The following is an 11,552-nucleotide window of genomic DNA, read 5'->3' on the forward strand; positions in this document are numbered from 1 at the left end:
GGATAACAGATGTTATCCCGCCTCTTCTTTTCTGCTCTGCTTTAAAATTTGTATCGCGCTTCACACTTCTGCTTTTACTACCTTTCGTTAACATTTTTTTACCTTACTTTTAACTCGTTGTATTTCGCTTGCTTTTTTTCCGGCCTCTACAAGGAGTTAACTCATGAACAACGTCAAAACCGGCATCGTCTGGTTAGCAGTGGCGTTAATCGGTGCTGGCGCATTTGCCATGCTTGCGCTCAGTCGCGGCGAACATGTCAATGCGGTCTGGCTGGTTATTGCATCGGTCGCCTGCTACAGCATCGCCTACCGCTTCTATAGCCTGTTTATCGCCCGCCGCATCTTCGAACTTGACGATCGCCGCCGTACGCCGGCAGAGCGCCTCAGCGATGGTCTGGATTATGTTCCGACCAACAAATGGGTGCTGTTTGGTCATCACTTTGCCGCCATTGCCGGTGCAGGACCGCTGGTCGGACCGATTCTGGCCGCACAGATGGGCTTTCTGCCGGGCACTATCTGGATCCTGGTAGGGGTGATGCTCGCCGGCGCGGTGCAGGACTTCCTGATCCTGTTTATCTCTACCCGCCGTGACGGGCGCTCGCTGGGTGAAATGGCGCGCCAGGAGCTGGGCTCTTTTGCCGGCGTGGTGACGATGCTCGGTGCGCTGGGCGTGATGATCATTATTCTCTCTGCGCTGGCGCTGGTGGTGGTTAAAGCACTCGCTAACAGCCCGTGGGGACTCTTCACCATCGCAGCTACCATTCCCATTGCGCTGTTTATGGGCGTCTATATGCGCTTTCTGCGTCCGGGAAAAATTGCTGAGGTTTCCCTTATCGGTTTTGTACTGATGATGGCAGCGATTATCTATGGAGGCGATGTGGCCGCCGATCCTTACTGGGGCCCCTTCTTTACCCTTAAAGGCACAGAGCTGACGTGGGTGCTGGTGATCTACGGTTTCGTCGCCTCTTCGCTGCCGGTCTGGCTGCTGCTGGCACCGCGCGACTACCTCTCCACCTTCCTGAAGATTGGCGTTATTGTCGGGCTGGCAATAGGAATTCTGTTTGCTATGCCGGAGCTGAAAATGCCGGCGGTCACAAAATTCATTGATGGCACCGGCCCGGTGTTCTCCGGTGCGCTCTTCCCGTTTTTGTTTATCACTATTGCCTGCGGGGCTATCTCCGGGTTTCATGCGCTGGTCTCCAGCGGCACCACGCCTAAACTGGTAGAGCGCGAAAGCCATATCCGGTTTATCGGTTACGGCGCCATGCTGATGGAGTCGTTCGTGGCTATTATGGCGCTGATCTGCGCCTCGGTACTGGACCCGGGCGTCTACTTCGCCATGAACTCCCCGGCTGCGCTGATTGGAACCACCGTCGAGAACGCGTCGCAGGTGATTAATGGCTGGGGCTTTGTTGTCACGCCGGAGATGCTGAGCGGCATTGCACGTGACGTCGGTGAAAGTACGGTGCTCTCACGCGCCGGTGGCGCACCCACCTTCGCCGTGGGTATGGCACACATCATCACCGAGGTATTCAACAGTCGCGCGATGATGGCGTTCTGGTATCACTTTGCCATTCTGTTTGAGGCCTTATTTATCCTGACCGCCGTGGATGCCGGCACCCGCGCCTGCCGTTTTATGGTGCAGGACTTAGTGGGTACCGTGGTTCCGGCAATGGGCAGCAACCGCTCCTGGCTGGGGAATATGGCCGGCACCACCGTTGCCGTTGCCGGCTGGGGCTTTTTTGTCTATCAGGGGGTGGTCGATCCGCTGGGCGGGATCAATACGCTGTGGCCGCTGTTCGGCATTGGTAACCAGATGCTCGCCTCAATGGCGCTGATCCTCGGGACAGTGGTGCTGTTTAAGATGAAAAAACAGCGCTACGCGTGGGTCACTATTCTCCCTACCGCATGGTTATTTATCACCTCGATGACCGCGGGCTGGCAAAAGATTTTTCATGAAAAACCCGCCATCGGCTTTCTGGCTCAGGCGCGCAAATTTCAGCAGGGCATCGACAATGGCATCGTGATCGCCCCGGCCAAAAGCGTGGCGGATATGCAGACCATTATCTTCAGCAATCAGATCAACGCGGCGCTGTGCGGCTTCTTTATGCTGGTTGCAGTCACCATGCTGGTTGCCGCCTTCTTTGTTATTCGTCGTGCGCTCCGCAGCACCGCACCGACCGTGCGCGAAGCCGAGGTTTCACTGCGTAAGGAGGTACGCCATGTCTGAGTCCATCTATCGCTGGACGCCTCCCGGCGCAGGCTGGCAGATAAAGCGCTGCTTACTGATAGTGAGTGCCGCTGATACCCCGCCGCTCTCCCGCTGGCAGCAAATCTGGCGCGGATTGCAGCAGAGCTTTCGTTTAATGGTTGGCGTGCACGATTATCAAACTTATCTGAAGCATATGCGCCTCCATCATCCTGAAACGCCGCCCATGGATGAGCGCACTTTTCACCGGCACTGTCTCAATGCCCGCTTTCCGAGCCAGGCTGGAAACCCCGGCAGATGTCCCTGCTGATGATTATAAGCCCCGTTTTCGGGGCTTTTTCGTGCCATTCTTTAATAAAAACAAAAATATATTCGGTTTGCATCTTGTGCTTACGCAGGAGGTTGAATACTGTTGCTAAAATAATGAGATAGAGTCTTAGAGACATGGCCGGAGGAAGTTTAAATGACCGATGAACAGGGGCAAACCTTGCTGTATGCCTTGTTTGGCACCACCAGCCCCCATTGGCGGTTAACCTCTGACAGTGACGCACTGCATTTTGCCGAAGATGAAAATGCCAATACCAATCTGGCCGTTTCGCTTACTCCGGCGCAGGCCAGTCTGTTACGGGCGATGACGGTGATCACCTCCAGCATTAATCTTACTCTGCCGCTGCACGGAACCCCGGTGCCAATGCACTTTGTCGGACGTAAAGTGAACCAGTCTACCTGGGCCGGCACCGCCTCTGCATGGGGTGATACGTCGTCGGTTGCCCGCGATCTCACCCAGGGACTCTCTTTCGCCGAACAGGTGGTATCTGAAGCTAACTCGGTTATCGTTATCCTCGACCAGCGCGGTAACATTCAGCGCTTTAATCGTTTGAGTGAAGAGTATACCGGCCTGAAAGAGCAGGAAGTTATCGGTCGTAACGTCTTTCAGCTATTTATGACCCGGCAGGAGGCGCAGGCTTCACGCCGTAATATCACCGGTTTTTTCCGCGACGGAAATTCGTATGAAGTTGAGCGCTGGGTCAAAACCAAAAAGGGTCAGCGACTGTTTCTGTTCCGTAATAAGTTCGTTCACAGCGGCAGCGGGAAAAATGAAATTTTCCTCATCTGTTCCGGTACGGATATCACCGAAGAGCGACGGGCACAGGAGCGGCTTCGGGTGCTGGCAAATACCGATACGGTCACGGGTTTGCCTAATCGTAACGCTATTCACCAGCAAATTAGCCTGGCACTGGAGCTGGCGAACGGTTCTCAGACCGGCGTGGTCTACCTCGATCTCGACAATTTTAAAAAGGTAAATGACGCTTACGGTCATATGTTCGGCGATCAGCTGCTGCAGGCGGTATCGCTGGCTATCCTCAGCTGCCTGGGCAAAGATCAGACGCTGGCGCGTCTTGGCGGCGATGAATTTGTGGTGCTGGCTGAGCATACCAGTCAGGCGGCGCTGGAGGCGATGTCGTCGCGTATCCTTGAGCGGCTGCGGCAGCCCTTTCGCATCGGGCTTATTGAGGTTTACAGCGGCTGTTCTATCGGGATCTCACTGGCTCCCCTGCATGGCGAAGATCGCGAAAGCCTGATCCGCAATGCGGATACGGCCATGTATCATGCCAAAGAGAATGGCCGCGGCAAGTTCTGCATCTTCACCAGCGAAATGAACAAGCGGGTCTTTGAATACCTCTGGCTCGATACCAATCTGCGTAAAGCGCTGGAGCAGGATCACCTGGTGGTCTATTACCAGCCTAAGGTCGATCGCGACGGCGAGGTGCGCAGCGCCGAAGCGCTGGTACGCTGGAACTCTCCGGAACGCGGCATGGTCTCGCCCGGCGACTTTATCCCCTATGCCGAAGAGTCCGGTCTCATTGTCCCGCTGGGCCGCTGGGTCATGCTTAATGTGCTGCAGCAGATTATAAAGTGGCGCAGTGAAGGCATTTTTCTGCGCGTTGCCGTCAACGTCTCCGCGAAACAGCTTATCGATCAGAGCATCTACAGCGATCTGAAAAATGCGCTGGGCGAAGCGGGGCTGACGGAATCCCCGATCGATATTGAATTAACTGAAAGCTGCCTGATTGAGAATGAAGCGGGTGCGCTTAAGCTCATGAAACAGTTTCAGGAGCTTGGGGCGCAGGTACATCTTGATGACTTTGGCACCGGCTACTCCTCCCTTTCTCAGCTGGCACGGGTACCCATTGATGCCATTAAGCTGGATCAGAGTTTTGTCCGGGATATCAACAAACAACCGGTTTCGCAATCTTTAGTGCGCGCGATTGTGGCGGTTGCCAAAGCCCTTGAGCTGCAGGTGATTGCAGAGGGTATTGAAACCAAAGCGGAAGAGAAATTTGTTCTCACTAACGGTGTGGATGGGCGCCAGGGCTATTTTTACGCCAAACCAATGCCCGCAGAACAGCTCGGGCATTGGCTGAAGCATCCTGCCCGTGTTTAACGCTGCGCGGAAGTGTTATCCGGCTTTACGTAATGAAGCACTGTGGCGATTTTGTAACTGCACCAGGCGCTCCATATAGGCGATATCCTTGGGTTCAAGCGTAAAGGCATAATCTACCCAGTCCTCCGTAATATCCATCAGTTCAGCACGTGACAGCTGCAGTACGCGCTGGCGCGCTTTCAGCATGGCACGCACGCCATTCAGCTTCGGCCGTAAGGTATCGATAAAGGTGCGCGTCGCGCGGTACGCTTCACCCGGCTGGAACACTTTATCGACCAGGCCGCGCGTCTCATACCACTCCGCACTGTGCGACTCCCCTTCACAGATCAGCTCTTCTGCCAGCTTCATACCGGAACGACGCGCGACCAGCGAATAGCCACCCATTCCCGGGAACAGATTAAACGCAATCTCCGGGAAACCGAGACGCGCGCTGTTCTGTGCCAGAATGAAATGGTGCGCCAGCGCGGCCTCAAAGCCTCCGCCCAGAGCGCTGCCTTCAATCATCGCCAGCGTTACCGCGCCAGTATCAAACCCGCGAGCCGCCGAGTGAATGCAGTCGACGCAGGCCCGGGCATAGGCACGCAGCGCTTCGCGACGGTTGTTGCGAATGCACTCAACAAAAAAGCGCAGATCGCCACCGGCGTTGAACATCTGTGGGACTAAAGAGCCGGTTACCCAGAAATCGATCGGCAGTCCGGAGCGCTGAGCCGTATAGCTCAGGTTCATGATCTCCTCGATTAATTCATGGTTGAAGCTTGGGCGTGGCTGAGCCCGCAACATCATCCACATGGTGCGACGCCCTTCCTCGTAGTAAGCAACAAGTTGGGTGGTCTGTCCCGCTTCGGTAAACAGGCGGCAGGTTGGTTGGTTAATAACGGTCATAGTCTCATCCTCTAATATTTATGTGATGCGTTTAACGCCACATCAGCGTAATGCAGAGTGAGGCCAGACCAAATGAGAGATTGATTTATAAAGCAAAATCCAGAAGTATCCCTGAACAGGGGGGTGAAAAATCATTAGCGCCATTTCAGGATAGAGCAGAGCGAAAGCCAGAGTACATGAGATCGCCTAACGCGTTGTGAATAAAGACGATTTAGCACACTGCACGCGCGTGAATCACGCATCGTTAGCCAGGAATTTACTGATGCAGCGATAAAAAAAGCGCCCGCAGGCGCCTGAGGCTGTAAGAACAGCCTTATTATCCATACCACGCATTTTTACCGTGTTTGCGCAGGTAGTGCAGATCCAGCAGATTTTGCGAGATAGGCGGGAGTTCAGCTCGCAGCTGTTCGGTATGCAGCGCCATATAGGCGACCTCCTCCAGGACCACCGCACTGTGTACTGCCGCCGCCGCATCGCTGCCCCATGCGAAAGGCCCGTGAGAGTTAACCAGCGCTGCGGGAATTGCGGCGGGCTGAATATTACGATGGGCAAAAGTTTCGATGATGACCTGTCCGGTATTCCACTCATACTCCTGCTCGATCTCCATGCGCAGCATGGCGCGGGTGCAGGGGATCGTGCCGTAGAAATCATCCGCGTGGGTCGTGCCCCAGGCGGGTATGTCGCGTCCTGCCTGTGCCCAGATGGTTGCATGCCGCGAGTGCGTATGAACGATACCGCCAATATCGGGCCACGCCTGATAAAGCGCACGATGCGTGGCCGTGTCCGATGAGGGTCGTAGCGCGCCTTCGATCACCGCACCACTCTCCAGATCTACCACTACCATGTCATCCCGCTGCATCTTTTCATATCGCACCCCTGAAGGCTTGATCACCAGTACACCCTGCTCTCTGTCAATGGCGCTGACGTTGCCCCAGGTGAACGTGACCAGGTTGTAGCGCGGTAAATCGAGATTCGCTTCCAGTACCTGCTGCTTTAGCGCTTCCAGCATCATTGTTCTCCACCAGTCTGTGATAGAGAGATTGTGCGCAGAGAGGGGATCGGATGTTATGGAAAGAATGGCTGAATGCTCAGTGGAAAGTCGCTGTCTCGTCATAAATGCGGCGCAGATTCAGCGTTTTCTGTCTGACGACTGCGCCGCAGCGTTTAAAATTAAACAGGACCATTCGGTTTCAGGATATTTACGCTGGCAGACAGCATAAACCCGGCGGCCTGGCCCAACTTTTCCATCCGGGAATAAAGAACTTTGCCGTCGGGCATCTATACTTATTGCTGTTGCCTCTGAGCCAATCATCAAGGAGATATCTATGACTACAACAGTGAAACGTGTATCCGTTGCCGTGCTGGCAGCAACATTAGTTGTTGCGCTGAGCGGCTGTTCAAACTGGTCTAAACGCGATCGCAACACGGCAATTGGTGCCGGTGCCGGTGCTATTGGTGGTTCAGTCCTGACCAACGGCAGTGGCCTGGGTACCGTGGGCGGCGCGGCGGTGGGCGGTATTATCGGCCATCAAATCGACCGTTAATTTTTTGCAGGCTACACAGCAGACACCCTTTTGTCCGGGCCACAATGCGTGGCCCGCTTTCATTAACCGCCCGCCAGCTTAACCTTCATGCCTTTGGCTTCGAGCAGCGTTTTGAGCAGGTCACGTTTATCCCCCTGAATCTCAATCACGCCCTCTTTTACCGCCCCCCCGCAGCCGCACTTTTTCTTCAGTTCTGCGGCAAGAGTAGCCAGCGCGCTGTCGTCCAGATCGATACCGGTGATCAGACAGACGCCCTTGCCTTTACGTCCGCTGGTCTGACGCTGAATGCGTACAATACCGTCGCCGCGCGGTCGCTGTGGCTTCTCCTCTGCCGGCACAATACGCCCGCTGTCGGTGGAGTAAACCAGTGGATTGTCCTGCGCCATTACGCCTCCTGTAACGATGTAATAATCTGCTGCAGCGTGGCAGCCGGATCGGCTGACTGCGTAACCGGACGGCCGATAACCATATAATCAACCCCGGCCTGCTTCGCCTGCAGAGGCGTCATAATACGGCGCTGATCGCCAGCGTCGCTGCCTGCCGGTCGGATACCGGGCGTGACCAGCGCAAATTCGCTGCCGAACGCCTGTTTGAATGCAGCCGCTTCATGGGCTGAGCAGACGACACCATCCAGGCCACACTGTTGCGTGAGGCGCGCCAGCCGCTCTGCCTGTTGCGCCGGTGACAGGGTGATGCCCAGTCCGCGCAGATCCTCTTCATCCATGCTGGTCAGCACGGTTACAGCAATCAGCAGCGGTGCATCTTTTCCAAAAGGCAGCAGCGCCTCGCGTGCAGCCTGCATCATGCGTGCTCCCCCGCTGGCGTGCACGTTCACCATCCAGACGCCCAGCTCTGCGGCAGCGGCTACGGCATGTGCGGTGGTGTTGGGGATATCGTGAAATTTCAGATCGAGAAAGAGATCGAATCCGCGTGCCTGCAATGTCCGGACCACTGACGGACCAAACAGCGTGAACATCTCTTTGCCTACTTTGAGGCGACACTGAGCAGGATCAATACGGTCCACAAATCGCAGTGCGTCATCCAGATTACTATAGTCGAGCGCCACCAGAATGGGTGAAGGGGTTACAGACATAACGTTTCCTCATAAGCAGGCACAGGGGCAACAAACGGCCTGCATTCTACCTGCCATGCTGCGGCAGAACAATCTTACGCCCGGGATACGTGACCTGTTGAGCCATATGCCGGTGTCTGATGCGCGATAAGGCGATTATTAAAAAAATACGTTGTAACTATTTTTCCTGTTTTTTTAAAAATAGCTGTTACTGCCCGTCAAGTCCTCTGATCGGTTTTATTGAAGACCATGCCCGGCAGGATGGGCAGTGCCAGTAAAGTGCGTAGGCGGTAAAACCGCATTTATGGCAACGATAGCGCGGTTTGGTGCGGATCTGTTCACCAACCATATCGCGCAGAACCATCAGACTCTCTTTTGCCCGGCCATCTTCCGCTTCATGCAGGTGAAAGTCCATTAGCCGGTGGAAGACACGCATGGTCGGATGACGCTGCAGCTGGCGATTAATATAGAGCTGTGCCGCTTCCGGCCCCTGCTGCTGCTCCAGAATATCTGACAGATAGAGCTCAGCGGCGGCACCGGTATTCTCTTCGGTACAGCGCTGCAGATAACCGGCCCACACCTCTGGCTGCGCCAGCCGCTGATAGCAGGTTTCCAGCATCGGCAGCGTTTCGCTGACCAGTTCTTTATCCTGATCCAGCACCCGCTGCAGACGCTGTGCTGCTTTCGCATACTCCCCCTGCTCCATCAGGATGCGTCCCATCATGATGGAAACGCGCGCGCTCTGATGATCGGCCGATTCACCTTTTTTCAGCAGCGACATTGCGCGATCGAGATCGTCACTGCTCATCGCCTGCAGCGCCAGCTCACAATAGAAGTGCGCAATCTCGCCTTTTTGCTTCTCTTTTCCCAGTTTTACCAGCTTCTCAGCAACGTCGATCGCTTTCTGCCAGTCGCTGGTTGCCTGATGAATCAGCAGCAGCTGCTGCAGAGCGGCAATGCGAAAATCGGTTTCATCCGTTAGCTGACTGAACATATCTTCTGCGCGATCGTAGAGGCCCGCCGCCATATAGTCGCGGCCAAGCTGCTGAATCGCCAGCAGTCGCTGGTCGTAGGTAAGCGAGGCGCTTTCCATCAGCGACTGGTGAATACGTATAGCGCGATCTACCTCGCCGCGTGAGCGAAACAGATTACCGAGCGTCAGGTGCGCCTCAACCGTACCACTGTCTTCTTTCAGCATGTCGAGGAATAGATCGACGGCTTTATCCTGCTGATTTGAAAGCAGAAAGTTTACCCCGGCCACATACTCTCGTGACAGGCGGTTCGCTTCCTGTTGCTTATTCTGGTACGCGCTGCGTCGTCCCATATACCAGCCATAGGCCGCTGCGACCGGGAGAAGCAGAAACAGCAATTCATGCATTGAACATTAATCCCGACGACCTGTAGTCGATACGGTGGTGGCTGCCGAAGCGTGTTCGTTTTGCGCCTGCATACGCTTCAGTTTACGCTGAGCATGTGCCAGTGAAACGCGGATGCGTAACCAGAATAGTCCGCAGATTGCCCAGCCCAGTAAAAAACCGGCGCCAAACAGCACCGCAAGCAGCGTGGAGATACGAAATTCACCCTGCGCCAGCAGATAGTTGAACGTCACCACCTGATCATTGTGAGCACCCAGCGTCACTGAAATGATAAAAATGACCAGTACCACCAGAAAAATCAGCAAATATTTCACAATGCGTCCTGTCGTAGAGTTTCCAATAGAGTATGCCAAAAAAGCGTGTACCATGCTGCTTTCACGTTATCAGTTAGCTGGCTTTGCGCAAGCGTAATCAGCTATATGGGGGCAGTTCGGCTGATTACAATCCGTCGTCGCGCGCTTTGACTTCGCGCTGCTCATCAGGCGGAAGCGTAAGCGGACCGCAAAAGCGCTGCGCCAGCCAGGTCGCGACGGTCACCAGCAGCCAGGAGATAAGGGTTGCGACAATCAGGTCGCGCGGCCAGTGCATACCCAGCACCAGCCGGCTGCCCATCACCATAATGGCCCAGCTGAACAGCACCACCAGCGTCACCACCCGGCGACGCGGCCAGAGCAGGCCCATTGCCAGCAGCGCCCAGCTGGCAGCAAACATAGTATGGCCGGAAGGAAAAGCAAATCCTGTTTCAAATGCCCAGTGCTGCTTTAACCAGCGGGGAATTTGCGTATCGCTGGCCAGCAGCCCATTAACCATCTCGCCCCGCTGTTGCCGTTTCAGCTGATAAAATTCATCGTTGCTGATGCCATGCTGCTGCTCCAGCCAGACCACATAGGGTCGCGGCTCCTGCACCTGCTCTTTAATCCATGACTTCGTGTACTGCCCGGCGAGAATCGCGCCATTCATGATAATCAGCAGCAGGATAGCAGGCTTAAGGCGGAAGCGCAGACACCACAGCATCCAGGCGCTCAGCACGCTGCTGGTGATAATCCCCCACGGGCTGGTGACGGTTTCCGTCATCCAGAACAAAAAGCGCAGCACTCCCCCGCTTTCACCCGGCTGCCATTGCCAGCCCGACAGCCAGACGCAGAGTGGCATCGCAATTAATAAGAAGGCACCCAGAGTCGTGCGCTGCACTATTTTCAACATACTTTGGCTTTTCCTGCGGGTTATAATGCGTTTGCTGAATAACTTTAGCTGAAAAAAGAATAACATACCTAAAGCGGCTTGGATAATCGTGCTTTATCACTACAATCTTTCTGACTGATTAGCGGGCCTGCTTGTGGATATGGCACAATAGACACAATTTTCGGGTCAGTCGGCCCGTGCGTTATCAAGATGATAGCGCATCCTCTGAAGGTTCTGGAGAATCACATGCAGCTTAAACGGGTAGCAGAAGCTAAACTGCCCACGCCATGGGGAGATTTCCTGATGGTAGGTTTTGAAGAACTGGCAACCGGCCACGATCATGTGGCGCTGGTTTACGGTGATATCAGCGATCATACGCCGGTGCTGGCGCGTGTCCACTCTGAGTGTCTGACCGGTGATGCGCTGTTCAGTCTGCGCTGCGACTGCGGCTTTCAGCTTGAAGCGGCGTTAACAGCGATTGCTGAAGAGGGGCGCGGGGTGCTGCTGTATCACCGTCAGGAAGGCCGTAATATCGGTTTACTGAACAAAATCCGCGCCTATGCGCTGCAGGATAAAGGCTATGACACCGTCGAGGCGAACCATCAGCTGGGCTTTGCCGCTGATGAGCGTGATTTCACCCTGTGCGCTGATATGTTCAAATTACTGGGTATCGATGAAGTGCGCCTGCTGACAAATAATCCGCGCAAGGTTGAGATCCTCAGCGAAGCGGGCATTAATATTGTTGAGCGCGTGCCGCTGATCGTCGGGCGCAATCCAAAAAATGCCCACTATCTCGATACCAAAGCGGAAAAGATGGGGCATCTGCTACCGAAATCCTGAG

At 54.9% G+C, this 11,552-nt stretch carries 12 protein-coding genes; 5 read left to right on the top strand and 7 right to left on the bottom strand.

The window, feature by feature from the left end; all coding sequences use genetic code 11:
• Positions 1 to 163: 163 nt before the first annotated feature.
• The 3 genes from LAC65_RS08015 to pdeR all read left to right on the top strand — a co-directional run bounded on the left by LAC65_RS08015 (position 164) and on the right by pdeR (position 4,655).
• The gene (locus LAC65_RS08015; RefSeq protein WP_039384544.1) at positions 164 to 2,230 is read left to right on the top strand and encodes a carbon starvation CstA family protein; all 2,067 of its coding nucleotides are present in this window, start codon (positions 164 to 166) and stop codon (positions 2,228 to 2,230) included.
• A complete protein-coding gene (locus tag LAC65_RS08020; protein WP_039384547.1) occupies positions 2,223 to 2,519 on the top strand; it encodes a YbdD/YjiX family protein in 297 nt (98 codons plus the stop codon). Before LAC65_RS08015 ends, LAC65_RS08020 begins: the two co-directional genes overlap by 8 nt.
• A gap of 153 nt (positions 2,520 to 2,672) precedes the next feature.
• On the top strand, positions 2,673 to 4,655 hold the full coding sequence (pdeR, locus tag LAC65_RS08025) for a cyclic di-GMP phosphodiesterase (RefSeq protein ID WP_039384551.1): 1,983 nt from the start codon (positions 2,673 to 2,675) through the stop codon (positions 4,653 to 4,655).
• A gap of 15 nt (positions 4,656 to 4,670) precedes the next feature.
• Here pdeR and LAC65_RS08030 read toward each other — a convergent pair whose 3' ends face one another.
• Positions 4,671 to 5,537 carry a crotonase/enoyl-CoA hydratase family protein gene (locus tag LAC65_RS08030; RefSeq protein ID WP_039384553.1) on the bottom strand — a complete coding sequence of 289 codons (867 nt, stop codon included), beginning with the start codon at positions 5,535 to 5,537 and terminating at the stop codon, positions 4,671 to 4,673.
• Positions 5,538 to 5,853: 316 nt separating this feature from the next.
• Complete coding sequence (gene araD, locus LAC65_RS08035; protein WP_224144861.1) at positions 5,854 to 6,546, bottom strand: L-ribulose-5-phosphate 4-epimerase; 693 nt, start codon at positions 6,544 to 6,546, stop codon at positions 5,854 to 5,856.
• Between the two features lie 316 nt (positions 6,547 to 6,862).
• Here araD and osmB point away from each other — a divergent pair, with 316 nt between their 5' ends.
• Positions 6,863 to 7,081: an osmotically-inducible lipoprotein OsmB gene (gene osmB, locus LAC65_RS08040; protein WP_039384556.1), complete on the top strand. Its 219-nt coding sequence runs from the start codon at positions 6,863 to 6,865 to the stop codon at positions 7,079 to 7,081.
• A 62-nt stretch (positions 7,082 to 7,143) separates the two neighbouring features.
• On the opposite strand, the gene yciH is transcribed toward osmB, so the two are convergent.
• The 5 genes from yciH to pgpB form a co-directional block, all read right to left on the bottom strand.
• Positions 7,144 to 7,467 (bottom strand): stress response translation initiation inhibitor YciH, encoded by a 324-nt coding sequence (yciH, locus tag LAC65_RS08045; RefSeq protein WP_039384559.1) that lies wholly within the window; start codon positions 7,465 to 7,467, stop codon positions 7,144 to 7,146.
• The gene (gene pyrF / locus LAC65_RS08050) at positions 7,467 to 8,174 is read right to left on the bottom strand and encodes an orotidine-5'-phosphate decarboxylase (RefSeq protein WP_039384561.1); all 708 of its coding nucleotides are present in this window, start codon (positions 8,172 to 8,174) and stop codon (positions 7,467 to 7,469) included. Before pyrF ends, yciH begins: the two co-directional genes overlap by 1 nt.
• 187 nt (positions 8,175 to 8,361) lie before the next feature.
• A complete protein-coding gene (gene lapB / locus LAC65_RS08055) occupies positions 8,362 to 9,531 on the bottom strand; it encodes a lipopolysaccharide assembly protein LapB (protein WP_039384563.1) in 1,170 nt (389 codons plus the stop codon).
• 6 nt (positions 9,532 to 9,537) lie between these two features.
• Entirely contained in the window at positions 9,538 to 9,843 is a 306-nt protein-coding gene (locus LAC65_RS08060) for a LapA family protein (RefSeq protein WP_039384565.1), read from the bottom strand.
• A gap of 124 nt (positions 9,844 to 9,967) precedes the next feature.
• Positions 9,968 to 10,732: a phosphatidylglycerophosphatase B gene (gene pgpB / locus LAC65_RS08065; RefSeq protein ID WP_039384568.1), complete on the bottom strand. Its 765-nt coding sequence runs from the start codon at positions 10,730 to 10,732 to the stop codon at positions 9,968 to 9,970.
• A 225-nt stretch (positions 10,733 to 10,957) separates the two neighbouring features.
• Here pgpB and ribA point away from each other — a divergent pair, with 225 nt between their 5' ends.
• Complete coding sequence (gene ribA / locus LAC65_RS08070; protein ID WP_039384570.1) at positions 10,958 to 11,551, top strand: GTP cyclohydrolase II; 594 nt, start codon at positions 10,958 to 10,960, stop codon at positions 11,549 to 11,551.
• The last annotated feature ends 1 nt before the right edge of the window (position 11,552 follow it).

The organism is Pantoea eucrina, assembly GCF_020079945.1.
Taxonomy (GTDB): Bacteria; Pseudomonadota; Gammaproteobacteria; order Enterobacterales; family Enterobacteriaceae; genus Pantoea; species Pantoea eucrina.